We start from the raw sequence: 26,448 nt of genomic DNA on the forward strand, positions 1-26,448 counted from the left end.
TCCGCGGCCGGCGTTTCCCTGCTGTTGCTCAGGTCGCGTTCGCCAACTCCTGCCGACGGTAGGCCTCGTTGAGACGCAGGGTGTCCTCCAGGACCGTGTCCTCGACCATGCGCCCCCAGCGGATCCGTACCCACTGAAAGGCCTCGTTCTCGTACGCGCTGCCGTCCGCGAGCCTTCCGCGGACGCGCAGCCGCGTCACGACGGTGGTGTTCCAGGGCCAGCCCTTGACGACGACGTCCGTGAGCGTCAGCCGCAACCCCGGGAAGACCCTCTGGAACCGCTCGAACCAGTCGGCGAAGGCCGCGCGGCCGTGCAGGTCGGCGCCCATCGGGGTGTCGCCGACGAAGCGGAAGTGCACGTCCGGGGAGGCGAGTTCGACGGCCTGGCGGTACGCGCCGTCGCCGCTGCCGACGGTGCGCCACATCTTGCGGACCTTGCTACGGACGATGGCGTGGTACATCCGAGCCCTCCCTGATCTGCCTCGCCAACTGACTTGCTGATTGCAAGTGACTTGCTACGTAGAGGCTAGGCAGGTCCCTTGCAAACCACAAGGAAGTACGGTGGTGGGTGTGAGAGGCGAACGTTTTGCAGGAATGCACTGCTCGGTGGCGCGGGCCTCGGCGGTCGTGGCCGACCAGTGGACGGTGCTGATCCTCCGCGACCTCTTCCTCGGCCTGAACCGCTACGAGGATCTGCGCGCCGACCTGGGGATCGCGACCAACATCCTGGCGGACCGGCTCGATCACCTGGTCGCCGAGGAGGTCGTGGAGCGGGTCGCGTATCAGGAACGGCCTGCGCGCCACGAGTACGTACTCACGCCTGCGGGCCGGGAGTTGTACGGGGTCGTACTGACCCTTCTCACATGGGGCGACCGGCATCGGGTGGTGGCGGGGCCGCCGTTGGTCCCGGTGCACAGCGCGTGCGGCCGGCCGGCCGATCCGCGGGTGACGTGCGGGCACTGTGGGGGTGAGCTGACACCCGAGGAGGTGACGCACACGGCGGGCCCGGGCGGGCGGACGGCGCCCGGGACGGCGTTGGTGCACACGGTGCTCAGGCGCTGAGGAGATTGGCCGGGGGCTCCGCGAGCCCGGCGCGCTCGCGCTGCTCCACGAGCTCGTCGAGGAGCGTGGCGAGACGCCCGGTGTGCCGTGGGGTGAGCCGCCCTGTGTCGTCGAGGTGGACGGCGCAGGCGGTGGTGGTGTCCACGAGACGTTCGAGCGTGGCGGCGACCTCGTCGGTGCCTTCCGTGTGCCGTGCCAGGGCGGGAAGTTCGGCGGAGGCGCGGTCGATCGCGGCACGGGCCTCGGCCAGCGTCCGATAGGCCTCGCGGCGCAGTGCCCAGCGCGCGGCACGGTCGTCGGCTCCGCTCAGCACGTGCGCCAGGTACGCGTGCGCCGCCTCGGTCGCACGCCCCAGCCGGGCCCGTACGTTCCCGCCGCGCTGCCCCGGCACCGGCAGATGCCCGACGAGCAGCACGATCGCGCAGGCCAGCAGCGTCTCGCCGATCCGGCTCCAGGAGGCCTGCGGATCCCCGCCCACCATGACGAGCGAGAGCACCAGGACGGTGACGACGGCGGTCTGGGCGGCGAAGTGCCGCGTGGCGACAGGAATCAGCGCGCCACTGAGGGCGACGAGCGCCACGAGCCCTTCCGGCCGGGGCAGCACGGCGGCGAACCCGGCGAAGACGAGGGCACCGAAGACGGTGCCCGCCGCCCGGTTCAGTACGCGCGAGACGAGCGGCCCGAGGTCGGGCTTGACGAGGAAGACGGTGGTGGCCGGGAGCCAGTACCAGTGCACGTGATGCAGCGCCTGCGCGACAGCGGCGCTCGCACCGAAGCACAGCGCTACCCGGAACCCGTACTCACGGCCACCGGCGCCGGTGACGGTACGGATCAGGAGCGGGACCTTGGCCCGGAGGGGACGCAGGCGCGGACCGTAGCGCGCGGTCCGCTGGGTACCGAGATCGAGAGGGCTGGTCTCGGAAGCGTCGCCCTGGGAACTCCGTGCCCCCGGACGGCCTTTGTCGAAGGCCTCGGCGGCATGCAGCAGGGCGTCATCGAGGGCGCGCAACCCCGGCACGGATCGCGAGGGCGCGGGCAACGGCCCACAGGGCTCCCCCGTCCGTACGGCGACGGCGAGCCGCCGCGGGCCCTCCGCCGCACGCTCGGGCAACGCGTCCTCCGCCCAGGCGAGAGCGGTCGCCGCCTCGGCGAGGGGCAGGGCGGCGGCGTACTGCGCCCGCAACCGCCGCTCGGCCGAGGAACTGGCGTACCGCCGCAGCCGCGGTCCCGCGAGAGCGTCCTGAGCGTGATCGAGCGCGGCGGTCAGCGCGGCACGACGACTTGTGGCCGCTTCCCCGCCCACGGCGGTGAGCAGCGCTGCGATGGCGTCGTACACGGCGGCAACGGCATCGCGCTCCCCATCGAACCGAAAGTCACTGACCAGGGCCGAGGGCGTGGGCAGCGCGAGCCGCAACACCATCAGCCAGCCCGCACCCCCGGCGAAGAACAGCGCCCGCTGCCACCCCGCCTCGGGCAACGGCATCCCGGCCCCGATGGCGGCGGCCACCAGCAGCTGCGTCCCGGCACCCGACGCCACGGTCCCCACAGCACTGACAGCCCCGGCGACCAGCCCGAGCCCGGTCAGCCCCAAGGTCAGCACAACCGCTCCGGCATGCGCCCCGAGGTACGTCCCTATGAACATCCCCCCGGCCCCGGCCAGCGCGGGCACACCGAGCCGCTTGATCGAAACCCTCCGGCTCCCGGGCCGGTCATTGATCCCGGCCAGCATGGCCCCGAGCGCGGCCACGACCCCGACGGAAACCCGGTCGACCAGAACAGCCGCGAGCAACAGCGGCCCAGCGGCAAGCGCACCCCGCACGACGGCACTCCACGGCACAGGCCCCCTCTGTGCACGGAGGGCATGAGCAAGCCATGGCGGCAGAGCAAGGGCGAGGCGGGACACGGGGCTCCTGTCAGGACGAGGGCGGGGGTGTGCCTTCGGGCGACGTCGGCCGGGCGGTGGGTGGGTGTGGTCTCCACGTTAGATCGCGGTCCTGGAGGAACTGGAACCCAGATGTTTCCACGATGTGACGATCCTCGGGAGACCCGCGTTCTTTATGAACGCAATCGGGTTGTGCGCCCTCTGATCCTCCGGCCCTCGGTTCCCGCTCCACCACCGACCCCGGGACCCCGGCGGCCCGCCACTGGGGTGTCGCCCCTCGCCCGACCGCTCCCGGAAAGACCGTATGGGCCGAGTGCGCCAGAGAAGCGCCCGCCTTGATGTATTCCCGGTTGAGCCGGGAGGAATTCGGAGCATGTTCCTGGGCTGAATGACGCGAAATCGCGCCGCGAGACGCGCTGTTGTATTCGAGCCCTTCGCCCTCGGCGGCGAACGGGAGCTGCTGCGCCGCCATCGCATCGACGTCCTGGCCACGAAGGACAGCGGCGTTGCCCTCCCGGAGGCGTACCGGTCGCGGACCCGGCAGGGGCGGCCGCCCGGGTGCGGCGGCTCCTCGAGTGACCGGCTGGATATCGTCGACTGCCCAGTGGGCATTTGGCATCCGATATGGGGCAAATCCAGGACTCCTACCACCCAAAGAATCTCAGAACGGAAAGGCGCTGGCCAAGGCGGCGATTCGCGTCAACTCCGCATCTGTATACGAACTTTGGACGCATGGAACTCTCGAACCCTGGATAGCGATGCGCTCAGACCGCACGGCTCCTGAGGCCGGGAGCCTGAGCCGTGCGAGGCTGCTGCGCCCGGGCGTGATTCCCCACAACCGAAGGGTTCCTCCACCGTGCAACCGGCCCAAGAGTTCGGCGACAACCCCGTCGAGGTACGAGAAACCGGGCACTACACCGAGGAGTACGTCCCCAGCTTCGTCGAGAAATGGGACTCACTCATAGATTGGGAGAAGAGAGCAGAAAGCGAAGGGAATTTCTTCATCGACCTGCTGCGCAAGTGGGGCGTGAAGAGCGTGCTCGACGTCGCCACGGGGACCGGATTTCACTCCGTGCGACTGCTGTCGGCCGGATTCGAAACAGTAAGTGCGGACGGCAGCGCGGAAATGCTGGCGATGGCCTTCGAGAACGGCACCAAGCAGGGGGGCCATATCCTGCGCGTCGTCCAGGCGGACTGGCGCTGGCTCAACAGGGATGTCCACGGCGAGTACGACGCCATCGTCTGCCTCGGCAACTCCTTCACGCATCTCTTCTCGGAGCGCGACCGGCGCAAGGCACTGGCCGAGTTCTACGCGATGCTCAAGCACGACGGAATCCTCGTTCTGGACCAGCGCAATTACGATGCGATTCTGGACGACGGGTACACCAGCAAGCACACGTATTACTACTGTGGTGACGACGTCACCGTGGAGCCGGAGTATGTCGACGAGGGTTTGTGCCGCATGCGGTACAGCTTCCCGGACGAATCCGTGTATCACCTCAACATGTTCCCGCTGCGGAAGGAATACGCCCGTCGGCTCATGTCCGACGTAGGCTTCCAGCGCATCCAGACCTACGGCGACTTCCAGCACACCTACCGGGGCGAGCAGCCGGACTTCTTCGTGCATGTGGCGGAGAAGGAATACCGGATGGATGACGAGAAGGAGGGGCGATACACCGGCGCGGTCAGCACCGCCCGCAGTTACTACAACTCGTCTGACGCCGACACCTTCTATGCCACGGTGTGGGGCGGCGAGGACATCCATATCGGCCTCTACGAGCGCCATGGGGAGCCCATCGCGGACGCCAGCCGCCGCACCGTCCAGCGGATGGCCTCGAAGCTGGAGCTGACACCGGAGTCCGTGGTGCTCGACCTCGGCTCGGGCTACGGCGGTTCGGCACGGTATCTGGCCGACACGTACGGCTGCCGGGTCCTCGCCCTCAACCTCAGCGAGGTGGAGAACCGGCGCCACAAGGAGCTCAACTCGGCCCGCGGTCTCACCGGCAGGATCGAGGTCATGGACGGCTCCTTCGAGGACATCCCGTACCCGGACGCCTCGGTCGACGTCGTCTGGTCCCAGGACGCTTTCCTGCACAGCGGAAACCGCGTCCAGGTGCTGACGGAGATCGCCCGGGTGCTGCGGCCGGGCGGCCGTCTCATCTTCACCGACCCGATGGCGGCGGACGGCTGCCCCCCTGGCCTCCTGCAGCCGATTCTCGACCGCATTCACCTGGACGACATGGGCTCCCCCGCCTTCTACACACGCGAGCTGACCCGACTCGGCTTCACCGCCGTCGACGGCGGCTTCGAGGAACACCGCGAGCAGTTGGTGACCCACTACGCGCGCGTGCTTGAGGAGACCGGACACCAGGAGGCCGAAGGACTGGCCAAGAAGGTCAGCCACGACTACCTGGCCCAGATGAAAAAGGGCCTCGGCCACTGGGTCGACGGCGGCCGCAACGAGCACATCACCTGGGGAATCTTCCATTTCAGGCTCGGTCGCGACAACGCCTAGGTGCGAGGCGTTACGCCCCGCGGCCCGACTCTCCGCTCGTCACGTCGCCCGACCGTGTGACCGTGTACGCCTGGATCACGGGGCCGTTCACTACGCCACCGCTGATGGTGTTGTGGACGGTGCCTGGGGCGAGGGCCGCGGACGGGGGCGCCAACTCGTCCAGCAGTGCTCGGAGTTCCGCGGCGGCCTCGGGATCGTCGCGGAGTGTGCGCCTGAGCCGGCTGCGCCACGACGCCTGTACGTCGGCCGCGGCCTCCTCGTCCTCGGCGTCCTGCGCGGCTACCAGCTCCGCCCGCGACTCCTCCAACTCCCCCTCGACGATCTCCTCGTCCCTCCCCCGCGAGAAGAAGGCGACGACGCGATCCCGTACGTTCCCCCACCCGTCGGTCACCATCTGCTGGACCAGCGCTGTCGCACCCGCCGCCGCCAGTGCCGTCAACTCCGCGTCCATCGGGCCCCCTTCATCGCGGTTCCGGAGATCTACGTTAGCCGGACCCACCGATCCTCGCCTGCCGCAGAGTCACCATCCGGTGAGATGACCAGGGAACCGAGGTCACGGCGGAGAACGGTGCGAGCCGCTTCGGTCGCCTCTCTGTGTTCCTGAGGCTGGGGAAAGTCGTCAATGACCCTGGATCTGGAGGTCGGGTTCGTCACGGACCGGGCGGTGCGGCCAGAAGCCGGGGTCGTTCTCGGTTCGCTACCCGGAGGCCGGGCCGCGCGCCTGACGCACTTCGGGTCTTTCGACGGTCTTGTTCTGCCGTCCCCCGGCTCGCACAGCGCTAGCATCGGGTCCCGTGATCGTATGGCTCAACGGCACCCACGGCGCAGGCAAGACGACGACCAGTGCACTCGTGCAGCAGCTGATCCCGGATTCACGGGTGTTCGACGCCGAGAAGGTCGGCGAGACACTCATGGACATCACGCCGGGGCTGCCCGGGCCCGGGACGGACAACTTCCAGCACTGGCCGCCGTGGCGGCCGCTCGTAGTCGAGACCGCCCGCCGCGTACTCGACTACACCGGCGGCACTCTGGTGATGCCCATGACTGTCCTGGTCGAGCAGTACTGGCGCGAGATCAGCACGGGTCTCGCCCAACATGCCATCCCAGTAAGGCACTTCGTCCTCCACGCTGACCAAGACACCCTCCGCGGGCGCATCGAGGAGGACACTGTTCTTGGCCCCTCTCCGTTCCGCCTCAAATACCTCGAGCCCTACGCCGAGGCGGCCCGCACGTGGCTGCACGGCGAGGCCGAGGTCGTCGACACCACGCACCTCACGCCCGCCCAGGCCGCCCTGCAGATCGCAGAGGCCGTCAAGAGTTGAGGTCCGCCCGCCACGCGACAACAAAGGACTCCGGTGCCGGCGGCTCGTCGGCACCGGAGTTCCGCCCACTCGTCGGCTGAAGCATGTCCTCGTTAAAGTCGCCCGATGCACTTCTCTCCCGCCCGACTCGTCCGTGAATTCCACGTTGCCTTCGGACTCGACGCTCGTACGACGCCCACGGAGGTCTCGCCGGAACTCGCCGCCCACCGCGGGGAGTTGCTGGCCGAGGAGGCCGCCGAAGTGGCGGAAGTGTCCGTCACCGGCCCACTCGACAGGCTCGCGCACGAGTTGGCGGATGTCGTCTACGTCGCGTACGGCACCGCGCTCGTGCACGGCATCGACCTCGACGCGGTGATCGCCGAGATCCACCGCGCCAATATGACGAAGCTGGGTCCCGACGGGCGGGTGAGCCGACGGGCCGACGGCAAGGTCCTCAAAGGGGATCACTATCGGGCACCGGATGTGTCGGAGGTTCTGCGGCGGCAGGGCTGGGAGGGGAGGGAGCCGCTTTCGGTGCGCGAACGCCTCGACAGCTGATCGGGCCGGCCCCGCACAGTGACAACCCCGAAATCGTGGTCGCCGAGGCCGCCGCGTTTCCCCTCTGTTCGCTCATGGTAGGAGTCGGTTGCGCACATGCATGCGCATACAACTGAGGGGGAGTGTGACGTGGCACGGAATGAGATCGGCGGCCGGTTAGGCGAGGAATTCCTCAGCCCCGGCAGTTCGTCCTTCACCGAGTTTCTGACCGCTCACCGGCCGGACATGCTGAGTACGCGGCGGATCCTCCCGGAGGGCGCGCGGGCCGCGCCCGACCAGTTTCCGCACGGCACCACTGTGCTGGCTCTCACCTACCGCGACGGCGTCATGATCGCCGGTGACCGCAGGGCCACGATGGGGAACCTCATCGCGCAGCGCGACCTGGAGAAGGTGCATCCCGCGGACGACTACACCGCGGTGGCCTTCGCGGGCACCGTAGGGCTCGCGGTGGACATGGTGAAGCTCTATCAGGTCGAGCTGACGCACTTCGAGAAGATCGAGGGCATCCCGATGACCCTCAACGCGAAGGCGACTCGGCTGGCCGGCATGATCCGGCAGAACCTCGGCCAGGCCATGCAGGGCCTCGCCGTGGTGCCCCTGCTCGTCGGCTACGACGACAAGGCCCCCGACGGTGAGAACGGACGCATCTTCAGTTTCGACGTCACCGGAGGCCCTTACGAGAAGCCCGGCTTCCACGCCGAGGGCTCCGGCTCCCCCTATGCCCGGGGCGCGCTGAAGAAGCTGTTCCGGGAGGGCATGTCCCGACGCGAGGCGGCACTGGCCGCGCTCCAGGCTCTCTACGACGCGGCGGACGACGACTCCGCCACCGGCGGTCCGGACATCAGTCGCCGGATCTTCCCCATCGTGTCGGTCATCACCGAGGAAGGCTTCGAGCGGCTGCCCGAGTCGGAGACGGAGGAGCTGAGCCGCGAAATGGTCGAGCAGCGCCGGAGCCGGCCGGACGGACCGACCGCCGCGGCCCTTTGACCGACCGGCGCAGTCCTTGTGGCTGACCTCTTCGCAGCCCCCTGACCGAGCGTTGCCGCCCGGATATTCGGATGCGCGACCACCCCCGCCACCCGCACGATCGGCAGGTTGTTCCTCAGCAAGCCACAGCCGCTTGCCGAATATCCCGCCGATCCCGGGAGGCCCCATGCTCCACCGCGTCACCGTCCCCACCCTCTTTCCGCCCCCGACCTACTCTCACGCCTCCGTCGTCGAGGCAGGCACTCGCCTCGCGTTTCTCGCCGGGTCCGTCCCGCTCGACGCCGACGGAAATATCGTCGGCGTGGGCGACCCCGTACGGCAGGCCGAGCAGGTCATGGCCAACCTCTGCGAGCAACTGCACGCGATCGGGAGCGACTTGGAGCACGTCGCGTATACCGACGTGTACGTCGTGACGAGCGAGCCCACCGTGCTCTCCCAGGTCTGGGACGTCGTGGCGGCTTCCGGTCTCAGCACCGGCCCGCACTCGTCGACACTCCTCGGTGTGGCCTGCCTCGGCTACACGGGCCAGCTCGTGGAGATCACCGCGACGGCCGTCGTGCCCGCACCGGGCAGTCAGGCCTAGGGTCGCCCCATGCTGATCGAACACCGCGGGCGGCGCCCCGTCGTCCCCGCCTCCGCCTACGTCGCGCCGAGCGCCGTCCTCTGTGGCGCGGTCACCCTGGGCGAAGGCGCCCGCGTGCTGCACGGTGCGGTGCTCACCGCCGAGGACGGCGAGGTACGCGTCGGTGCGAACGTCGTCGTCATGGAGAACGCGCTTGTACGGGGCCGGGCACGGCACCCCGCGATCATCGGTGACGCCGTGCTCATCGGGCCGCACGCCCACATCAACGGCGCCCGTATCGGGGACGAGGTGTTCGTGGCCACCGGCGCCTCGGCGTTCCCCGGAGCCGTCGCGGGCGCCGGTTCGGAGCTGCGGATCAACAGCGTGCTCCACGTCAATTCCGTACTCCCGCCCGGCACCGTCGTCCCCATCGGATGGGTCGCCGCCGGGGCCCCGGAAGCACAGCTCTTCGCACCCGACCGGCATGATGAACTCTGGGAAGTGCAAAGGGGGTTGGACTTTCCGGGAACCGTCTACGGTGTCCCGCGCGGCACGCCGATGCGGGAGATCATGGCCCGCCAGGCGGACCACTTCGGCGCCCACCTCGACGATCAGCCGTTGGATGAGCGGCCGCCGACCGCCCCGTAGAAGGTCATCACACCCCTGGCCCCGATCCTGGCCCTGCCCCCGGCCGCCAAGTCCGTCTCTTGGGCAGCGGTTTCGCGTAGCTGCCCGCCCGGCTCGTCGTCAGCCCCAGGCTGACCAGTGACTCGGCGAGTTTCACGGCCGCGGCCACCCCGTCGACGACCGGCAGCCCCACCTTGTCCCCCACCAGCCGCTGGAGCCCCGTCATCCCGGCGCAGCCGAGCACCAGCACCTCCGCGCCGGCGTCACGCGCCTGTACGGCGGCGGCCACGAAGGCCTCCTCCGTGCGTTGCGTGTCGCCCAGGTCGAGGACGCCCAGCCCCGTGCCCACGACGACGGCGCAGTTCTGGGCGACTCCCGCCGCGTGCAGACTGTCCTCGATCTGGCCGCGCGAGCGCTCCAGTGTGGTGACGACGCCGTAGCGACGCCCGAGCAGGCACGCGAGATGGGCGGCGGCCTCGGTGATGTCGACGACGGGCACGTCCACGAGTTCCCGTACGCCCTCGCGCCCGTGCTCGCCGAACCCTGCCATGACGACGGCGTCGTACGCGCCGTCGTATGTGCGCAGCGTGTCGATGACGGCCGCCGCGGAGAGGTAGCTGTCGAGCCAGCCCTCGACGGACTCGGGCCCCCAGGCCGGGGTCAGTCCGGTCACGGTGGTGCCCGGGCCTGCGGCGGCCCGGGCACCTCGCACGATCTCCTCGGTCATCTCCTGCGTCGTGTTGCAGTTGGTGACGACGATCCGCACGTTCAGCCCTCCGCCAGTTTCTCGCCGGAGGCGGAGGCCGAGGCGGAGGCGGAGGCGGAGGCCAGTGGCTCCGGTTCGGCAGCGGCGCGTTCGGAGCGGCACAGCACCATGTACAGTCCGGCGGCCATCGCCGTTCCGATGAACCACGAGTACGGGGCCACCGCGTTGAAGTCCTTGTCCAGCGCGAGCACCGCGGAGACCGCCGCCGAGGGCAGGAACGCCCACAGGGCCTTGGGGTTGACGCCCTTGCGGTAGTAGTACGGCGATCCCGGCTCGGCGTTGAAGAGCTGGTTGACGTCGATGCGGCCGCGCTTGACCCAGAAGTAGTCGAGCATGATCACACCGAACAGCGGTCCGAGGAAGGCGCCGAGGCCGCCGAGGAAGTAGTTGACGACCGTGGGGTTGGAGAAGAGGTTCCACGGGGTCACGACCAGCGCGGCCACGGTGCTGATCATGCCGCCGACCTTGAAGGTGATCTTCTGCGGCCAGACGTTCGCCAGGTCGTACGCCGGTGAGACGAAGTTGGCGACGATGTTGACGCCCATGGTGGCGATCGCGAAGGTCAGCGCGCCGATCACCAGCACCCAGGTGTTGCCGATCTCGGCGACGAGGTTTGCCGGGTCGGTGATGGCCTTGCCGAACACCTCGATGGAGCCCGCCGTGACGATGACCGACACGACCACGAAGGCGGTCGAGTTGATGGGCAGGCCCCAGAAGTTGCCGCGCTTGACGGTCCTGTAGCTGGGCGCGAAGCGCGAGAAGTCGCAGAAGTTGAGCATCAGCGTGCCGTACGTGGCGAGGATCAGACCGATCGCTCCGAACCACTGCCGCCACTGCTCCCCCGTGGAGACCGGGTGCGGGGTCGAGGTGAGCGAGATGGTCCAGCCGGCCTTGGCAAGGATCCAGATGGCGAGCGCGATCATGACGATCCAGATGGCCGGACCGCAGAAGTCCTGGAACTTCCTGACGGATTCCATGCCCCGACTGATGATCATCGCCTGGACCAGCCACAGCGTGATGAACGACATCCAGCCCAGCCCGTGGAGGCCGAGGAAGGAGTTGTGGGTCCAGGACTCCAGACTGGGCCAGGCCGCGAGCAGCATGACGTTGACGGCGACGGAGGCCAGATAGGTCTGGATGCCGTACCACATGATGGCGATGACGGCCCTGATCAGCGCGGGGATGTTGGCACCCCAGACGCCGAAGCTGATGCGGCTGACGACGGGGAAGGGCACGCCGTGGCGCTGGCCGATCTTCCCCATCCAGTTCATCCCTATGTAGATCAGGACGAAGCCGACGAGCAGGGACGTGAAGACCTGCCATACGTTCATGCCGAGGACCAGCAGCCCCGCCGCGAACGTGTAGTTGCCGAGGTTGTGGACGTCGGACATCCACATGGCGAAGAGGTCGAAGACCTTCCACTTGCGCTCGCCGGCGGGCGCGAGGTCTTCGTTGGTGAGCCGGGGATCGGGGACGAACTCGGTTCGGCCGGGGGCTGCTGTCGGGTCGGCGAGGGACACGAGGCCTCCATGGAGCGAGGGGGCGGAGGGCGGGGAGTGGGGGACGCGGGGACATGGGGGACGAGGCAGGCTCAGGCTTGGAAAGCCTTTGGTATACCAAACTTGCGCCATACTGCTCCCGTCAAGGGCATCCGGCAATGTCCGTAGGGTTACGACTGGGTAAAACGGCCCCTGGCTCGGCGAGGATGGACTCATGACAACGGTGGAACCGCTGGGGGCGGTGCGTGAGCGGGTGCTGGCCACGCTGCGTCAGGAGATCATCACCGGTCGGCTTCGGCCCGGCGACCGGCTCGTCGAACGCGAGCTGGCCGACCGCTTCGCGGTTTCCCGGGTCCCGGTCCGCGAGGCGATCCGGTCTCTGGTCGCCGAGGGGTTCGTCGTCTTCGCGACACCGCGCCGCACGGTCGTACGCCGACTGACCCCCACTGACGTCAAGGAGCTCTTCGAGCTCCGCGAGGCCCTGGAGGTGTACGCCGCCGGTCTCGCCGCTCAGCGTGCCACACGGGCCGACCTCGCCGAACTGGAGGAGCTGCTCGACCGCGCGGCGATCGCGACCCGAGCCCAGGAAGCGGAGACGATCACCGAGATCAACACGCGCGTCCACGAACGCATCCTGGCGATGGCCGGCAACACCCTGCTCGTCTCGGTCATGGAGCCGGTCGGCGGCCGGTTGCGCTGGCTCACCCACCAGAACGAGGAATGGCCCCGGCTCCTCGTCGAGCACCGCGAGCTGTACGCCGCCATCGCCTCCGGCGACCCCGAACGCGCCCGCGCCCACGCCCTCACGCACGTCCAGGCCAACTACCGGTCGACGGTGCGCCAGCTCTTCGGCGACACCGAAGCCAACCCTGGAGCCGAAACTGGAGCCGACGCCGGAGCCGAAGCTGGAGCCGACGCCGGTCTCGAGGGACACGAGTAAGCAGGGCGGGGCAGGGCGCCGGCGGGGCTTGGCACTAGCCGACCGCCGCGTACTTGTCCGTCGCCGCGACCAGCGCGTCCACAACGCCCGCCGCTCCCGCGTGGTGCCCCACGTCGTCGATCATGACCAACTGACTCCCGGGCCAGGCCTGGTGGAGGTGCCAGACGGTGCCGAGGAGGTTGCCGAAGTCGAGGCTGCCCTGGACGAGTGTGCCGGGGATGTCCTTCAGGAGCGGGGCGTCACGGAGGACGACGCCCTGATCATTGCCCTCGCCGAGGAAGTGGTCGTTGCCGAAGTAGTGGGTGACGGTGCGCGCGAAGGACAGGCGGAACGCAGGGTCCTCGTAGCGCGGGATGGAACGGGGCGGCGCGGGAGCGAAGGCCGTCTCCCAGTCGGTCCAGCCGCGTGCCGCCCTCGCCCGCAGGTCGGGATCGGGCGATTCGATCAGCCGGTTGTACGCCGCCGCGAGGTTGCCGTCGCGCTCGTCCTCGGGGACGAGCTCCAGGAACCGCTCGAAGGCCTCGGGGAAGATCTTCCCCAACCCCCGGGTCAGCAAGGCCACTTCGCGGGAGGCGGCGGTGGCCACACCGGTCAGCACCAGCTCGGACACGGCTTCCGGATGCGTCTGCGCGTACCGCAGCCCGAGCACAGAGCCCCACGACACACCCCACACCAGCCATCGCCCGATACCGAGATGGGCCCGCAGCCGCTCCAGGTCCGCGATCAGGTGTGCCGTCGTGTTGACGCTCATGTCCGTCTCGTACGCGCTCGCGTGCGGCGTCGAGCGGCCGCAGCCGCGCTGGTCCAGCAGGACGATGCGGTACGCGGCCGGGTCGAAGTAGCGCCGGAAGCCGGGGTTGCAGCCCGAGCCGGGCCCGCCGTGCAGCATCACCGCGGGCTTGCCGCGCGGATTGCCGCACACCTCCCAGTACACGTGGTTGCCGTCACCGACGTCGAGCATGCCGTGGTCGTACGGTTCGATCTCTGGGTACAGAGGCATCGGGCGACCCTAGCCCGCGTATGGGCTGGTCGGAAGCCCTGCCGCCGCGGCGGCCGTACGCAGCACGGTCCGCAGCATCTCGGGCGTGAGTCGCCCGGTGAAGGTGTTGCGCTGGCTGACGTGGAAGCATCCGAAGAGCTCCACGGGCCTGTCCCCCGGGCTCTCCAGCCCGACCCGCGCGCCGTGGGAGAAGGCCGGCCGGGGCCGGGGCACGGTCCAGCCCGCCTCGGCGAACGCGGGCAGCGCGGCCTGCCACCCGAAGGCCCCGAGCACGACGACCGCCCGGAGGGTGGGCTTGAGCAGCCTCAGCTCGGTCACCAGCCAGGGGCGGCAGGTGTCGCGTTCCTTCGGGGTCGGCTTGTTGGCGGGCGGCGCGCAGTGCACGGGCGAGGTGACGCGCACGCCGTACAGCGTCAGCCCGTCGTCCACGCTCACGGACGTCGGGCGCGACGCCAGCCCCACGTCGTGCAGCGCCGCGTACAGCACGTCCCCGGACCGATCGCCCGTGAACATCCGCCCGGTCCGGTTTCCGCCGTGCGCCGCGGGCGCGAGCCCGACGACGAGCAGCGAGGCGTCCGGCGGCCCGAAGCCGGGCACCGGCCGGCCCCAGTACGTCCAGTCGGCGAAGGCGGCACGCTTGGTCCGGGCCACCTCCTCGCGCCAGCTGACCAGCCGCGGGCAGGCCCGACACCCTGCGATGCGCTCATCCAGCTCGGCCAGGCCCCGGTCCATACCCTCCACCGTAAGGAATGACAGAAAAGAATGACCGTAGGGAACACTTCAGCCACAGAGCGGTGTGATCGGCGGAAAAGTGAGTAGCCCGGTGACGGGTGCTCACGTACGGTGATCCGCATGGGAACTCTGTGACAGCCCCGCGCCCGACCGCGTAGAGCTCTGCTCCGCCGTCGTGGCACTCACTCGTCCTCACGAACCGTTCTGTCGGCATGGCCGAGAACAGGGGCTTTCACATGCGTGCGTTACCTTCCTCGCATTCCATCCATTCCGAACACTCCTCCCACTCCTTCCACTCCTCCCACTCCTCCCACTCCTCCCACTCCTCCCAGCTTTCCTTGCACGGTGTCACCAAGCGATATGGCGACCGCACCGTGCTCGACCAGGTTTCCTTCAGCCTGGCCCCCGGTGATAAGGCCGGCGTCGTCGGTGACAACGGGGCCGGGAAGTCCACGCTGCTCCGGCTCCTCGCCCGCGAGGAGCGGCCCGACGTGGGTGAGGTGACCGTGGCCGCGCCCGGCGGGGTCGGGTACCTCGCCCAGACGCTCGGCCTGCCGGCGGAGTCCACCGTCCAGGACGCCGTCGATCTGGCGCTGGCGGAGCTGCGTGCGCTCGAGGCGGCACTGCGGCGGACCGAGGTCGCGCTGGCCGAAGCGACCTCGGACGCGGAGTTGGAGGATGCCCTCGCCGCGTACGCGCGGCTGACCGAGCAGTACGAGGCCCGCGACGGGTACGGGGCCGACGCTCGCGTGGATGCCGCGCTGCACGGGCTCGGTCTGCCGGGGCTGGAGCGGCGCCGGCGGCTGGGGACGCTCTCCGGCGGCGAGCGGTCACGGCTGGCGCTGGCCGCGACGCTGGCGTCCCGGCCGGAGTTGCTGCTGCTCGACGAGCCGACCAACGACCTGGACGACCGGGCCGTGTGCTGGCTGGAGGAGCATCTGCGGGCCCATCGCGGCACCGTCGTCGCGGTCACCCACGACCGGGTGTTCCTGGAGCGGATCACCACCACGGTCCTGGAGGTCGACGGCGGTCGCGTCTCCCGCCACGGCAACGGCTACGCCGGATACCGCGCCGCCAAGGCCGCCGAACGCCGACGGCGCCAGCAGCAGTACGACGAGTGGCATGCGGAGCTCGACCGCAGCCGTCGGCTGGCCGAGGCAGGCGTGGCTCGCCTGGACGGTATCCCGCGCAAGATGCCGAAGGCCTGTTTCGGTCACGGCGGGTTCCGGATGCGCGGGCGTGCGCACGGCGCGATGAGCCGTATCCGCAACGCCAAGGAGCGGGTGGAGCGGCTCACCGCGAATCCGGTCACGCCGCCGCCCGACCCGCTGTCCTTCACGGCCCGTATCGCCACGGCGAGCGGGCACGAGGGGCCCGCCGGGCCGGGCGTGGCGCCGGCCGCACAGCTCGACGGGGTCATGGTGGAAGGCCGGCTGCATGTGCCGGAGCTACGGCTCGGCCCGGCCGAGCGGCTGCTGGTCACCGGTCCCAACGGGGCGGGCAAGAGCACCCTGCTGCGGGTCCTGGCCGGGGAACTGCGGCCGGACGCGGGCACGGTAAGTGTTCCCGGGCGTGTGGGCCACCTGCGGCAGGAGGAGACACCGTGGCCGCCGGGACTGACCGTGCTGGAGGCGTTCACCCACGGCCGCCCCGGCGACCGGGACGAGCACGCCGACCGGCTCCTGTCGCTCGGCCTGTTCGAGCCGGAGGCGCTGCGGCTGCGCGTCGGGGAACTGTCGTACGGACAGCGCCGCCGCATCGAGCTGGCCCGGCTGGTCAGTGAACCGGTGGACCTGCTTCTGCTGGACGAGCCCACCAACCACCTCTCGCCGGCACTCGTGGAGGAGCTGGAGGCGGCGCTTGCCGGCTACGCGGGCGCGCTGGTGCTGGTCACCCACGACCGTCGGATGCGGACGCGGTTCACCGGCTCCCGGCTGGAACTGCGCGAGGGTGCCGTGTCCGGCGAGCGGTGAACGCTCGGCCGCCGCCCGTTCAGAGAAGGGCGGAAGCCGGCAGCGGGCGCTGGGAGCGGAAGCCGGGAGCCGGGACCGAAAAGGGTTCCGGCTGCCCGCTCCCCGAGGGCTAAGGTCGAAGCATGGCTTCAGGGACTCAGGGGAACGGGGCGAAGGCCTCCGCCGCCGACACCGGCTCCATCGGCGCGAGCGGCTCCGTGGACGCGGGCGGCTCCGAGGAGGCGGTGGCCGCCGCGAAGGCTGCCGCACCCGCGAACGGTGAGACCGTTCGCGTCGACAGCTGGATCTGGTCCGTTCGTCTCGTCAAGACTCGCTCGATGGGCGCCACCGCCTGCCGCGGCGGCCATGTCCGTGTGAACGGTGAGCGTGTCAAGCCCGCACACGCGGTCCGTGTCGGCGACGAGGTGCGGCTGCGCCACGGCGGCCGCGAACGGATCGTCGTCGTGAAGCGCCTGATCCGCAAGCGGGTGGGAGCCCCGGTCGCCGCCGAGTGCTACATCGACAACAGCCCACCACCCCCGCCTCGCGAAGCCGTCGCCCCCGCGGGCATCCGCGACCGCGGCACAGGCCGCCCCACGAAACGCGACCGCCGCGAAATGGAACGGCTGCGCGGCCTCGCGGGACCCGGCCCCTCCGGCGCGGGACCTGGCCCCGGTACGCCTTGACCGCAGCGGTCGAGCACGCGGGCTGTGCCGGATGCCACCATCCGGCACAGCCCGCGTGCTCGCCCCACCGAAAGCGTCCCTCGCAAGCTCAACCGACCCACGTGCTCACGCCGGTCGTCGGCCCATGTGCTTACGACCGCCGTCGTATGAGCCGCAGCAGTTCGGCGTTGTGCCCCCGCCTGGCCCAGGCGATCAGGGAGAGCGGGACGATCAGGATCAGCGGAGTCGCCGCGTACTGCCCGTCGAAGACGACGACCTGCGTGATGAACGCCCCCACCATCAGCGCGCTCAACGACACCGCCGCCACGGACGACAGCACGGGGATCAACAGCGCGACAGCGCCCAGCAGTTCAAGCACTCCGATGCTGTACATGCCCGCGCTGCCCCAGCCGATCTTTTCGAAGGGCTCGACCGCCGACGGGTGGGCGATCAGCTTGGGCAGCGCGCTCGCGAGGCCGTAGAACAGCGCGAGCACCACCTGCAGGGCGCGCAGCGCGATCCGGGCACGGCGGCCACGAGCCGTCGCGGACTCGGCGATGACAATGCCGGTGCCGGAGGTCGCGGGGGCGACGGCCGCGGCAGAGGCGGCCGAGCTGACGGAAGCGGTGCTGTCGGACATGAGAATCTCCCGTGTGAAGCGGTTCGTGTTGCTGTCACAAAGGCAGACCGACCCGACGCCCGAAACTCATCGCCCGCGCCACAAACCACACGCCACACGCCACACAGGCTTCAGTGCCGAACGGCGAGAACCAACCTCACGCCCCCACAGGGACTGCCCGCACCCATACCTCGTCCTCCGTCAGATACCGGTCGACCTTCAGTCCCGCCTCCGCCAGCGCCCCCTCGAACTGCTCCTTCGTGAGCGGTCGGGCAAGGAACGTCTGGGTCCACGTCGCGTCCGGGAAGACATACTCCGCACGCACCGAGTTCACCCCGTCCCCGACCGGCTCCGAGGACAGCATCCGGATCGTGAACGCGCTCGGATCGCCCCGCCCCGAGCCGTCGGCCGGGGATACCGCCGTCACGCTTCGCTCGCGCGGCAGATTCGTGTGGTAGTCCTCCCCTTCGCGCTGAATCAGCACGCACCCGTCGTCCGCGACATGGCGCCGGCACACATCCAGCATCCCGCGTCGCACCTCGACATCGCCGCTGTGCACCAAGAACGACGCGAGCATCACCACGTCGAACTTCTCTCCCAGGTCGAGCGACTCGATGGGGCCGCATATCGTGCGCGCGCCACGCACCCGCTCCAGCATCTCGGCCGACTCGTCCACGGCCGTGACCGTGAACCCCCGCTCCTGCAGCGGATGCGTCATCCGCCCCACACCGCAGCCCAGTTCGAGGATGTGCGCGCCCGCGGGCACGGCCGCGGTGATGATGTCCGGCTCGCCCCACAGGGGCAGGCGCGAGTACAGCTCCACCGCGCAGCCGTCCGGTGTGATCGCTCCGGGCCCGGTCCCCTCGTATCCCTCACGCATCTCGATCGTCATACCCGTCCAACGGCCCGTGCCCGACGCCCCGTTCCCCCTCCCCGCCGTATCACCCGTTCGAGTTACCACGCGAACCAGCCATGACCGCCGTACCAGTGACCGCCTGCCCGCAGGTGGTCCCCGACGGCCCGCTGCACACCGGTATGCCTCGGCAGCCCCTCCACCGGCAGTTCCGTATCGCCGAAGACGAAGCCCAGAGGGCTCTTGTCGTCCGCTTGCGTCTCCTGGTACGCGACCTGAAACCGCTCCTGGAAGCGGACGATGTTGGAGTCCGTCGGCAGGTACCGCTTCAACTGCGGGTCGAGCAGCCAGGAGTGGCAGACCGCCACCGTGTACCGCTCGTCCGGATAGTGCCGGGCGAAGAACTCCCGTGCCAAGCGCAGTGAGTGGTCGCAGGCCTCCGGCGACAGGGGCCCGCGGAAGTCGGCGATGTGCAGGCTCAGACAGAGGTCGCCCGGTCCGGTCTCGAGGCCCGTGGCCGCGGCCGCCCGTCCGGTGCGCCCACCGAGCCGCGCACGCTGGAACTGCAGCCGCCCCAGCTGGTACAGCTCCCCGTGGAAATGCAGGGCGAGCCACCACGGGACGAAGAGTCCGCAGGTGCCGAAACGCCTCCGGTGCACGGCCATGTGCCGGCCCAGATCCGCGAAGGTACGCCGGGAGACCGCCTCCGGGATGCCCCGGGCCCGGTGGTACGCGCGCACGTACGGCAGCGCGGCGACGAAGACGAACGCGTGGAAATTACGGCCGAGAGGTCCCGTGGACTCGGGAAACGCCGGCGGTTCCCATCCCTTGCCGATCTCCCCCATGTCGCGTACGAACCGGCCGACGCACCGCCGCAGCAGCCTCATCGCCTCCGGATCCGCCGCCAACGCACCGCGCAGCGCGACGAGTTCATTGATGAACTCGTGCGGCACGGTCAGGTCGAGGAGTATGTCCGGCAACTCGGCCGCATCCGGAAGGACCACATCCGGAAGGGCCACATCCGGAGGGGGCACATCTGGAAGGACGGCATCCGCGAGCGAAGCCGGATGGGGATCCCCCCGGCCGGTCGCCGGCGGCGGGTCGCCCTCCCTCTCCAGGTCCCTCAGCCACTCGGCGAGCCTCTTGTCCGCCCGCAACGCCTCCAGCAGCACAGCCCGCTCCCCCGTTCGTCCGCTTTTTGGTGACCGTGCACCACGAAGAGTACGTTTTCGAGTAGGAGGAGTGAGCCCGATGCGTACCGGCAGTGAACCCGCGACCGCACGCAGTGCGCTGCGCGCGCGCCTCTGGCTCAGTCTGTGGGGTCTGGTCTGGGCGATCGCGGGGACCGTGGCGTTCGCCCTGGTCGGCCGGCCCGGATGGGCAGCCGCCTTCGGGGTCCTGTGGCTGATCATCACGATCGATCTGGCGGTGATCCTCCGGCACATCCGCCAGGGACCTCACTACCAGCCGGGACCCGATGTCCCGCCGTACCGGCCGCCCGAACCCAGGCCCTAGCCACGCACTCCCTCCGGCCATCACCGGCCCCCGGAAAGACCTCAGGAGTCAGGAGTCGAACCGCGCCGCGGCCAGATACTCCGGCTGCGGGTCCAGCGCCGCGGCGAGCCGGAAGTGGCGGATGGCCTGATGGGGGCGGCCCGAGCGCTCATAGGTGCGGGCCAGCGCGAAATGCGCGAACGCGTTGTCCGGCTCGCGCTCCAGCACGATCGTGAACTCCAGTTCGGCGGGCCGCAGTTGGGCGGCCGCGAAGAAGGCACGCGCACGCAGCAGCCGCGCCGCCGTGTTCTCCGGGTGCGCGGCGATGACTCCGTCGAGCAGCTTCACCGCGCCCTGCGGATCACGCGCGGCCAGCAGCTGCTCGGCGGCGCGGAAGTCGATGACATGTGTCTCCGGAGTAGGTCCGGTCGAACCGCTGATCTCGGGCACCCCTGAGTCCTTCCCTCACTGCCCCCGTTCAACGCCCCGGTCGGGGCCCGCTATTCCAAGGGGGTCTGCTCCTGCGCCCGCCTCACCAGCTCCGCCCACACCTCTCGTACACGCCCCTCCAGTGTCTCCAGCGGTACGTCGTTGTCGATGACGATGTCCGCCGTTGCGAGGCGCTTCTCGCGGGTGGCCTGGGCGGCCATACGGGCGCGGGCCTCCTCCTCGGTCATCCCCCGCAGCCGTACGAGACGGTCGAGCTGGGTCTCCGGGGCGGCGTCGACGACCACGACGACGTCGTACAGCGGCGCGAGGCCGTTCTCGGCGAGCAGCGGGACGTCGTGCACGACGACGGAGTCCTGCGCGGCGGCGGCTTCGAGTTCGCCGGAACGGGCGCCGACGAGGGGGTGCACGATCGAGTTCAGCACCGCGCGCCTCTCCGCGTCCGCGAAGACGATGGAACCGAGCTTCGGCCGGTCCAGGCTGCCGTCCGGGGCCAGCACGTCCTCCCCGAAGGCCTCGACGACCGCCGCGAGACCGGGAGTTCCCGGCTCGACGACCTCGCGCGCGATCTTGTCGGCGTCGATCAGCACGGCACCGTGCTTCACCAGCAGCCGCGACACCTCGCTCTTGCCGGCGCCGATCCCGCCGGTCAGGCCCACCTTCAGCATGCTCGAAAGCTTAGGACCTGCCTCGGACAACGCCACCGACAGGGCAACCCCGGCGGCCCGGGGGGCCGCTACGCGTCGCCTTCCCGCTCCGCCAGGAAGCGCTCGAACTCGAGCCCGATCTCGTCCGCCGACGGGATGTCCGCGGGCTCGGCGAGCATGTTGCCCCGCGACTCGGCGCCCGCGGCCGCGTCGTACTGGTGCTCAAGCCCCTGAACGAGCGAGACGAGTTCCTCGTCGCCCTCCTGGATCTGCCGGTCGATCTCGGTCTGGGTGCGGTGCGCCTCGGTGCGCAGGGAGTGCGCGATGCCGGGCAGGACCAGGCCGGTCGCGGCGGTGATGGCCTCCAGGACGGTCAGCGCGGCGTCCGGGTACGGGGAGCGGGCGATGTAGTGCGGGACATGCGCGGCGACGCCCAGGACGTCGTGTCCGGCCTCCATGAGGCGGTACTCGACCAGCGCCTCGGCGCTGCCGGGCACCTGGGCCTCGTCGAAGGGGCTGCGGTGGCCGGGCACCAGTTCATTGCGGTTGCCGTGCGGAGTGAGGCCCACGGGGCGGGTGTGCGGGACACCCATGGGGATGCCGTGGAAGTTCACGGACAGGCGGACGCCGAGCCGCTCCACGATCTGCTGGACGGCTGCCGCGAAGCGCTCCCACTCGACGTCCGGCTCGGGTCCGGAGAGGAGCAGGAAGGGGGCGCCTGTGGCGTCCTGGACGAGCCGGACGTCGAGTGTGGGCTCTTCGTAGTCGGTCCAGCGGTCGCGCTTGAACGTCAGCAGCGGGCGGCGGGCCCGGTAGTCCACGAGCCGGTCGTGGTCGAAGCGGGCGACGACCTGGTGGGGCAGCGAGCCGAGGAGCCGGTCGACGATCTGGTCGCCGGTCTCGCCCGCGTCGATGTATCCGTCGAAGTGGTAGAGCATGACAAGTCCCGCCGATTCCTGCGCCAGCGCCATGTCGACGACGGCCAGGCCCTTCGGCTCCCATGCGTACAAACCCTGCGGATCAAGCACTGTGACCGCTCCTCCTCGTGTCCGTACTCCACAACGCGCTCTGGGACGCGGGCATTCCCGGCTCACACCGCTTCCTGGCCCTCTTACTGGCCTTCATCAGCTGCGCCGGGAGCAGACCGCGCGCGTGGAGGGGCCGGCGGGGCAAAGCACGGGGCCCGCACCCCCGAGGGGATGCGGGCCCAGTTACCTGCTGGAGCGTTACCTGCTGTTGGAGCCAGGGCGAGCGATCAGCTCTGGCCGCCGGCCAGCTTCTCGCGGAGGGCTGCCAGCGCCTCGTCCGACGCCAGGGCGCCGGAGTTGTCGTCCGACTCCGAGGAGTACGAACCGCCGCCACCGGCGGCGGCCGGAGCCGCACCCGGGGTGGCCGTGCCCTCGGCCTCGGCCTGCGCGTCGGCCTCGCGGGACTTGATGACCTGCGCCTGGTGCTGCTCGAAGCGCGTCTGCGCCTCGGCGTACTGGCGCTCCCACTCCTCGCGCTGCTTCTCGTAACCCTCGAGCCAGTCGTTGGTCTCGGGGTCGAAGCCCTCGGGGTAGATGTAGTTGCCCTGGTCGTCGTACGACGCGGCCATGCCGTACAGCGTCGGGTCGAACTCCACCGAGGCCGGGTCGGCACCGAAGGACTCGTTGGCCTGCTTCAGGGACAGCGAGATCCGGCGACGCTCGAGGTCGATGTCGATGACCTTGACGAAGATCTCGTCGTTGACCTGGACGACCTGCTCCGGGATCTCCACGTGGCGCTCGGCCAGCTCGGAGATGTGGACCAGACCCTCGATGCCCTCGTCCACGCGGACGAACGCACCGAACGGAACCAGCTTCGTGACCTTGCCGGGCACGACCTGGCCGATCTGGTGGGTGCGGGCGAACTGCTGCCACGGGTCTTCCTGCGTCGCCTTCAGCGACAGGGAGACGCGCTCGCGGTCCATGTCGACGTCCAGGACCTCGACCGTGACCTCCTGGCCGACCTCGACGACCTCGGACGGGTGGTCGATGTGCTTCCAGGACAGCTCGGAGACGTGGACCAGACCGTCGACGCCACCCAGGTCCACGAAGGCACCGAAGTTGACGATCGAGGAGACCACACCGGAACGGACCTGACCCTTCTGGAGGGTCGTGAGGAAGGTCTGGCGGACCTCGGACTGGGTCTGCTCCAGCCAGGCACGGCGGGACAGGACCACGTTGTTGCGGTTCTTGTCCAGCTCGATGATCTTGGCCTCGAGCTCCTTGCCCACGTAGGGCTGGAGGTCGCGGACGCGGCGCATCTCCACGAGGGAGGCCGGCAGGAAGCCACGGAGGCCGATGTCGAGGATGAGACCACCCTTGACGACCTCGATGACGGTACCGGTGACGATGCCGTCCTCTTCCTTGATCTTCTCGATGGTGCCCCAGGCACGCTCGTACTGGGCACGCTTCTTCGAGAGGATCAGGCGGCCTTCCTTGTCCTCCTTCTGGAGAACAAGGGCCTCGATCTCGTCACCGACGGCGACGACCTCGTTCGGGTCGACGTCGTGCTTGATCGAGAGCTCGCGGCTCGGGATGACACCTTCGGTCTTGTAACCAATGTCGAGCAGGACCTCGTCCCGGTCGACCTTCACGATGACGCCGTCGACGATGTCGCCGTCGTTGAAGTACTTGATCGTCTCGTCGATCGCGGCGAGGAAGGCTTCCTCGTTACCGATGTCGTTGACCGCTACCTGCGGGGTGGTGGCGGTGGTCTCGGTGCTGCTCGTCATGTGGGAAAGGGCTCCGGTACGGACAGTGAGTCGTAGGTACTGCTTACGCCGGGAGCCCGTTATCGCTCTGCAGAAGCCGGACAGCCTAGGAAGCGCCGAATTCCGATGACCGGATGGCGCCTCGACAACCGAGGGGACATACATACAGATGCGAGCGCAGCCTGCTACGTCTGAGGAGCGCAGGCCCGCAGCGCAACTTGTAGCATACGGGGGTGGCCGGACAGGGTCAATGCGCGAACGCGCACACCCAGGGCGGAATGTCGCATACCCGGCACAAGACGCCATGCGGCGGCAGCCGCACATCAGGCACCGCATGGAAGTCACGCAGACCTGACAGGCCCCTTCCGTGTCACTACCGGGACGGGCTGGACGGAAGAGTACGACGAGGGAGCCGATCATCCAAGAGCCTGAACCCTTCGAGCCCGAGGCGACCCGGCGCACGGCAGGGGCCACGGAGAGTTCCCGCGCCAATCGTGGCTGGTGGGACCGGAACGCGGACGACTATCAGGTCGAGCACGGCACGTTCCTCGGCGACGACCGCTTCGTATGGGGGCCCGAGGGGCTCGACGAGACCGAGGCGGAGCTGCTGGGGCCGCCCGAGGAACTGAAGGGCAAGGCCGTCCTGGAGATCGGTGCGGGGGCCGCCCAGTGCTCGCGCTGGCTGGCCGCCCAGGGGGCCCGTCCGGTGGCTCTGGACCTCTCGCACCGGCAGCTCCAGCACGCCCTGCGCATCGGCACTGAGGGCATCGCTCTCGTGGAGGCGGACGCCGGGGCGCTGCCCTTCCGGGACAGCACGTTCGACCTGGCCTGCTCGGCGTACGGGGCGCTGCCGTTCGTGGCGGATCCGGTGCCGGTCCTGCGGGAGGTGCGCCGCGTACTGCGCCCCGGCGGCCGGTTCGTCTTCTCCGTCACGCATCCGATCCGCTGGGCCTTTCCCGACGAGCCGGGCCCCGAGGGGCTGAGCGTGGCCGCCTCCTACTTCGACCGCACGCCGTACGTGGAGCAGGACGAGGCGGGCCACGCGGTGTACGTGGAGCACCACAGGACGCTCGGTGACCGGGTCCGGGACGTGGTGACGGCGGGCTTCCGGCTGGTGGACCTGGTCGAGCCGGAGTGGCCCTCCTGGAACAGCCAGGAGTGGGGCGGCTGGTCGCCGCTGCGCGGGAATCTGATCCCGGGGACGGCGATCTTCGTGTGCGTGCGGGACGAGCGGGACGCGTGATCCGTACCGACGCCCTCGACCGGCTGCCCGTCCGTTCCGCCGTGCCCGCGCTGCGGGAAGCCCTGGAGGGGCACGGCACGGCGGTCCTGTGTGCGCCGCCGGGGACGGGCAAGACGACGCTGGTGCCGCTGGAGCTGGCCGGGCTGCTGGAGCCGGGGGCGGATGCGGGTGCGGCTCGTCCGGGGCGTCGTGTCGTCGTCGCCGAGCCGCGGCGGATCGCCGCCCGTGCCGCCGCGCGGCGGATGGCGTGGCTGCTGGGCGAGAAAGTCGGCGGGCGCGTGGGCTACACGGTGCGTGGAGAGCGTGTCGTGGGGCGCCACGCGCGCGTGGAGGTCGTGACGACCGGCGTCCTGTTGCAGCGGCTGCAACGGGATCAGGAGTTGGCCGGTGTCGATGTGGTGGTCCTCGACGAGTGCCATGAGCGGCATCTGGACGCCGATACGGTCGCGGCCTTCCTGTGCGACGTACGGGCCGCCCTCCGCCCCGAACTGCGGCTGGTGGCCGCCTCCGCGACGACGGACGCGCAGGGGTGGGCGCGACTGCTGGGCGATGCCCCCGTGATCGCGTCACAGGATGCCTCCCACCCGGTCGAGGTGGTGTGGGCGCCGCCAGCGCGGCCGGTGCGGCCGCCGCACGGGATGCGGGTGGATCCGGCGCTGCTGACGCATGTGGCGTCGGTGGTGCGGCGGGCGCTGGCCGAGCGTGAGGGGGACGTGCTGTGCTTTCTGCCCGGCGTCGGGGAGATCGCCCGTGTCGCCGGGCAGTTGGGGGACACGGCCGGTGTCGAGGTACTCCAGGTGCACGGGAGGGCGCCCGCTGCCGTGCAGGACGCGGTGCTCTCCCCCGGTGCACGGCGCCGGGTCGTGCTCACGACATCCGTGGCCGAGTCCTCCCTCACCGTGCCCGGCGTACGGGTCGTCGTGGACTCGGGGCTCGCCCGGGAGCCGCGCGTCGATCATGCGCGCGGGCTGAGCGCGCTGACGACCGTACGGGCGTCGCAGGCGGCCGGACGCCAGCGTGCGGGGCGGGCCGGGCGTGAGGCGCCGGGGAGCGTGTACCGGTGCTGGGCGGAGGCGGAGGATGCCCGTCTGCCGCGTTTCCCCGCGCCGGAGATCAAGGTGGCCGACCTGACGGCGTTCGCCCTGCAGACGGCGTGCTGGGGCGATCCGGAGGCGTCCGGGCTCGCGTTGCTGGATCCACCGCCGGGTGGGGCGATGGCGGCGGCGCGGGCCGTGTTGCGTTCCATCGGGGCGGTCGACTCCGCGGGGCGGGCCACCGAGCGGGGCGCGCGCATGGCCCGGCTGGGGCTGCATCCGCGGCTCGCCCGGGCCCTGCTGGACGCGGCGCCCGCGGTGGGCCCC

At 70.0% G+C, this 26,448-nt stretch carries 27 protein-coding genes and 1 pseudogene; 14 read left to right on the forward strand and 14 right to left on the reverse strand.

The window, feature by feature from the left end; genetic code table 11:
* Window positions 1-28 precede the first annotated feature (28 nt).
* Window positions 29-460, reverse strand: coding sequence for a nuclear transport factor 2 family protein (locus FE633_RS30680; protein ID WP_212747300.1), 432 nt, complete (start codon window positions 458-460; stop codon window positions 29-31).
* A 100-nt stretch (window positions 461-560) separates the two neighbouring features.
* Between FE633_RS30680 and FE633_RS30685 the strand changes: the two genes are divergently transcribed.
* A complete protein-coding gene (locus tag FE633_RS30685) occupies window positions 561-1,061 on the forward strand; it encodes a winged helix-turn-helix transcriptional regulator (protein ID WP_246113908.1) in 501 nt (166 codons plus the stop codon).
* Here the strand turns inward: FE633_RS30685 and FE633_RS30690 are convergent.
* Window positions 1,051-2,964 (reverse strand): FUSC family protein, encoded by a 1,914-nt coding sequence (locus tag FE633_RS30690; protein ID WP_138048436.1) that lies wholly within the window; start codon window positions 2,962-2,964, stop codon window positions 1,051-1,053. The two genes, FE633_RS30685 and FE633_RS30690, sit on opposite strands and share 11 nt — an antisense overlap.
* Window positions 2,965-3,373: 409 nt before the next feature.
* Here FE633_RS30690 and FE633_RS48760 point away from each other — a divergent pair.
* A pseudogene (locus FE633_RS48760) lies at window positions 3,374-3,455 on the forward strand (cobalt-precorrin-6A reductase); the annotation flags it as partial.
* A 344-nt stretch (window positions 3,456-3,799) separates the two neighbouring features.
* Entirely contained in the window at window positions 3,800-5,458 is a 1,659-nt protein-coding gene (locus tag FE633_RS30700; protein ID WP_138048437.1) for a glycine/sarcosine N-methyltransferase, read from the forward strand.
* Window positions 5,459-5,468: 10 nt separating this feature from the next.
* On the opposite strand, the gene FE633_RS30705 is transcribed toward FE633_RS30700, so the two are convergent.
* Window positions 5,469-5,909 (reverse strand): hypothetical protein, encoded by a 441-nt coding sequence (locus FE633_RS30705; protein WP_138048438.1) that lies wholly within the window; start codon window positions 5,907-5,909, stop codon window positions 5,469-5,471.
* A 343-nt stretch (window positions 5,910-6,252) separates the two neighbouring features.
* Between FE633_RS30705 and FE633_RS30715 the strand changes: the two genes are divergently transcribed.
* From FE633_RS30715 to FE633_RS30735, 5 genes are all read left to right on the forward strand, one after another.
* On the forward strand, window positions 6,253-6,780 hold the full coding sequence (locus tag FE633_RS30715) for a P-loop nucleotide/nucleoside kinase family protein (RefSeq protein ID WP_138048439.1): 528 nt from the start codon (window positions 6,253-6,255) through the stop codon (window positions 6,778-6,780).
* Window positions 6,781-6,885: 105 nt separating this feature from the next.
* On the forward strand, window positions 6,886-7,317 hold the full coding sequence (locus tag FE633_RS30720) for a pyrophosphohydrolase domain-containing protein (RefSeq protein ID WP_138048440.1): 432 nt from the start codon (window positions 6,886-6,888) through the stop codon (window positions 7,315-7,317).
* 129 nt (window positions 7,318-7,446) lie between these two features.
* Window positions 7,447-8,304, forward strand: coding sequence for a proteasome subunit beta (gene prcB, locus FE633_RS30725; protein ID WP_171060181.1), 858 nt, complete (start codon window positions 7,447-7,449; stop codon window positions 8,302-8,304).
* A gap of 166 nt (window positions 8,305-8,470) precedes the next feature.
* A complete protein-coding gene (locus FE633_RS30730; RefSeq protein WP_138048442.1) occupies window positions 8,471-8,887 on the forward strand; it encodes a RidA family protein in 417 nt (138 codons plus the stop codon).
* A 9-nt stretch (window positions 8,888-8,896) separates the two neighbouring features.
* Complete coding sequence (locus FE633_RS30735; protein WP_138048443.1) at window positions 8,897-9,514, forward strand: gamma carbonic anhydrase family protein; 618 nt, start codon at window positions 8,897-8,899, stop codon at window positions 9,512-9,514.
* Window positions 9,515-9,521: 7 nt separating this feature from the next.
* Here the strand turns inward: FE633_RS30735 and FE633_RS30740 are convergent, their stop codons facing one another.
* Both FE633_RS30740 and FE633_RS30745 read right to left on the reverse strand, forming a co-directional pair.
* Window positions 9,522-10,259 carry an aspartate/glutamate racemase family protein gene (locus FE633_RS30740; protein ID WP_138048444.1) on the reverse strand — a complete coding sequence of 246 codons (738 nt, stop codon included), beginning with the start codon at window positions 10,257-10,259 and terminating at the stop codon, window positions 9,522-9,524.
* Between the two features lie 2 nt (window positions 10,260-10,261).
* On the reverse strand, window positions 10,262-11,779 hold the full coding sequence (locus FE633_RS30745; protein ID WP_138048445.1) for an NCS1 family nucleobase:cation symporter-1: 1,518 nt from the start codon (window positions 11,777-11,779) through the stop codon (window positions 10,262-10,264).
* Window positions 11,780-11,972: 193 nt separating this feature from the next.
* On the opposite strand from FE633_RS30745, the gene FE633_RS30750 reads away from it, so the two are divergent.
* The gene (locus FE633_RS30750) at window positions 11,973-12,698 is read left to right on the forward strand and encodes a GntR family transcriptional regulator (protein ID WP_138048446.1); all 726 of its coding nucleotides are present in this window, start codon (window positions 11,973-11,975) and stop codon (window positions 12,696-12,698) included.
* A gap of 34 nt (window positions 12,699-12,732) precedes the next feature.
* Here FE633_RS30750 and pip read toward each other — a convergent pair whose 3' ends face one another.
* Window positions 12,733-13,698, reverse strand: coding sequence for a prolyl aminopeptidase (gene pip, locus FE633_RS30755; RefSeq protein ID WP_138048447.1), 966 nt, complete (start codon window positions 13,696-13,698; stop codon window positions 12,733-12,735).
* A gap of 9 nt (window positions 13,699-13,707) precedes the next feature.
* Entirely contained in the window at window positions 13,708-14,430 is a 723-nt protein-coding gene (locus tag FE633_RS30760; protein WP_138048448.1) for a uracil-DNA glycosylase, read from the reverse strand.
* Between the two features lie 236 nt (window positions 14,431-14,666).
* Between FE633_RS30760 and FE633_RS30765 the strand changes: the two genes are divergently transcribed.
* On the forward strand, window positions 14,667-16,403 hold the full coding sequence (locus tag FE633_RS30765; RefSeq protein WP_138048449.1) for a TlrC/CarA/OleB/SrmB family ABC-F type ribosomal protection protein: 1,737 nt from the start codon (window positions 14,667-14,669) through the stop codon (window positions 16,401-16,403).
* Between the two features lie 122 nt (window positions 16,404-16,525).
* Window positions 16,526-17,068 (forward strand): RNA-binding S4 domain-containing protein, encoded by a 543-nt coding sequence (locus tag FE633_RS30770; RefSeq protein WP_138048450.1) that lies wholly within the window; start codon window positions 16,526-16,528, stop codon window positions 17,066-17,068.
* Between the two features lie 130 nt (window positions 17,069-17,198).
* On the opposite strand, the gene FE633_RS30775 is transcribed toward FE633_RS30770, so the two are convergent.
* The 3 genes from FE633_RS30775 to FE633_RS30785 form a co-directional block, all read right to left on the reverse strand.
* Window positions 17,199-17,687: a DoxX family protein gene (locus FE633_RS30775; RefSeq protein WP_138048451.1), complete on the reverse strand. Its 489-nt coding sequence runs from the start codon at window positions 17,685-17,687 to the stop codon at window positions 17,199-17,201.
* A 136-nt stretch (window positions 17,688-17,823) separates the two neighbouring features.
* Window positions 17,824-18,546 (reverse strand): class I SAM-dependent methyltransferase, encoded by a 723-nt coding sequence (locus FE633_RS30780; protein WP_138048465.1) that lies wholly within the window; start codon window positions 18,544-18,546, stop codon window positions 17,824-17,826.
* Between the two features lie 74 nt (window positions 18,547-18,620).
* Window positions 18,621-19,691, reverse strand: a complete 1,071-nt coding sequence (locus tag FE633_RS30785; protein ID WP_138048452.1) for an acyltransferase domain-containing protein — start codon at window positions 19,689-19,691, stop codon at window positions 18,621-18,623.
* Window positions 19,692-19,770: 79 nt separating this feature from the next.
* Between FE633_RS30785 and FE633_RS30790 the strand changes: the two genes are divergently transcribed.
* Window positions 19,771-20,034: a DUF6343 family protein gene (locus FE633_RS30790; protein WP_138048453.1), complete on the forward strand. Its 264-nt coding sequence runs from the start codon at window positions 19,771-19,773 to the stop codon at window positions 20,032-20,034.
* 48 nt (window positions 20,035-20,082) lie between these two features.
* Here FE633_RS30790 and FE633_RS30795 read toward each other — a convergent pair whose 3' ends face one another.
* The 4 genes from FE633_RS30795 to rpsA form a co-directional block, all read right to left on the reverse strand.
* The gene (locus FE633_RS30795; RefSeq protein WP_138048454.1) at window positions 20,083-20,463 is read right to left on the reverse strand and encodes a tetratricopeptide repeat protein; all 381 of its coding nucleotides are present in this window, start codon (window positions 20,461-20,463) and stop codon (window positions 20,083-20,085) included.
* 50 nt (window positions 20,464-20,513) lie between these two features.
* Window positions 20,514-21,128, reverse strand: a complete 615-nt coding sequence (gene coaE, locus FE633_RS30800; RefSeq protein ID WP_138048455.1) for a dephospho-CoA kinase — start codon at window positions 21,126-21,128, stop codon at window positions 20,514-20,516.
* Window positions 21,129-21,196: 68 nt separating this feature from the next.
* Window positions 21,197-22,135, reverse strand: a complete 939-nt coding sequence (locus FE633_RS30805) for a PAC2 family protein (RefSeq protein ID WP_138048456.1) — start codon at window positions 22,133-22,135, stop codon at window positions 21,197-21,199.
* A gap of 227 nt (window positions 22,136-22,362) precedes the next feature.
* On the reverse strand, window positions 22,363-23,865 hold the full coding sequence (gene rpsA / locus FE633_RS30810; protein ID WP_138048457.1) for a 30S ribosomal protein S1: 1,503 nt from the start codon (window positions 23,863-23,865) through the stop codon (window positions 22,363-22,365).
* Window positions 23,866-24,211: 346 nt separating this feature from the next.
* Here rpsA and FE633_RS30815 point away from each other — a divergent pair, with 346 nt between their 5' ends.
* Both FE633_RS30815 and FE633_RS30820 read left to right on the forward strand, forming a co-directional pair.
* Window positions 24,212-25,087, forward strand: a complete 876-nt coding sequence (locus tag FE633_RS30815) for a class I SAM-dependent methyltransferase (protein WP_138048458.1) — start codon at window positions 24,212-24,214, stop codon at window positions 25,085-25,087.
* A partial coding sequence (locus FE633_RS30820; protein ID WP_138048459.1) for a DEAD/DEAH box helicase occupies window positions 25,084-26,448 on the forward strand: 1,365 nt, incomplete at its 3' end. The genes FE633_RS30815 and FE633_RS30820, both read left to right, overlap by 4 nt.

The organism is Streptomyces montanus, from assembly GCF_005786655.1.
Classification (GTDB): domain Bacteria; phylum Actinomycetota; class Actinomycetes; order Streptomycetales; family Streptomycetaceae; genus Streptomyces; species Streptomyces sporangiiformans.